1 protein-coding gene is annotated in these 825 nt (G+C 37.9%); it reads right to left on the reverse strand.

Translation table 11 applies throughout. From position 1 onward, the window contains the following. A partial coding sequence (locus tag ACFINZ_RS10360; RefSeq protein ID WP_375701469.1) for an Hsp33 family molecular chaperone HslO occupies nt 1-614 on the reverse strand: 614 nt, incomplete at its 3' end. Nucleotides 615-825 lie beyond the last annotated feature (211 nt).

Consider the following 825-nt stretch of genomic DNA (forward strand, 5'->3'; position numbering starts at 1 on the left):
AAAATACCTCCTGCTCGCCAGCTTTTCTGCTGCTTTCCTTTTTGGTCGCGGTTAATCAATATAGCGACTGCTAAACGGATATCGGTGAGAATTTGTTCCGATTGGTCAAAATAGGCACGGGTAGCTTCTTGTAAATTTGATCCTTCTAATGCAACTATTCCCTGATAGTCTTGTGTATGGGCGCCTTGGCGGATGGTGAAGGCTAAAGTACCTTTTCCTAGAAGTGTTTCGGAAGATATTTGATTATTGGCTATTGCTTGTTTCAGTTTTTCTTCATCAAAACGAGCGTACCCGCGTAGACTGAAAGGGGGAGAAAAATCACACACCAACATATTAATTGGTCCATTGGAATGGGTTTGTAAAATAAATTTTCCTTTAAGTTTTAAGGAGCTTCCAAGCAGAACAGTTAAAACTAAAGCCTCTGCTAGAAGGTAAGAAACCGGTTCAGGATATTGATGTCTTGTGAGAATAGAATCTAAAGCTTTTCCAAATTGTACAGCACGTCCACGAATATCAAGTTCTTCGATTTGAAAGGGAAGAACAGTATCATCTTCACTCAAGTAGATGTTGTTGAGAGAGGCTTCATCTTTGGCTTGTTCGCGTTCTTCGCTCATATTTTTGCCTTTTATAGGATTTATTTTTGCAGACTATTGTGGAGAGAAAAATGCATCTTGTAAACATCATACAAGAATTGTTTTTTGGGCATGAAGACAATTTTCAGCTTTCAGCTTCATCAAAAAACAGAAAGCATTTCATCTTGAACACAAATGATTGACGTTTTCACTACGATTAGCAAAAAAATAGTATATGAAGTAGCTATTGGGT

The sequence above is a fragment of the Bartonella sp. AA81SXKL genome (genome assembly GCF_042196945.1).
In the GTDB taxonomy this organism is placed as follows: Bacteria; Pseudomonadota; Alphaproteobacteria; order Rhizobiales; family Rhizobiaceae; genus Bartonella.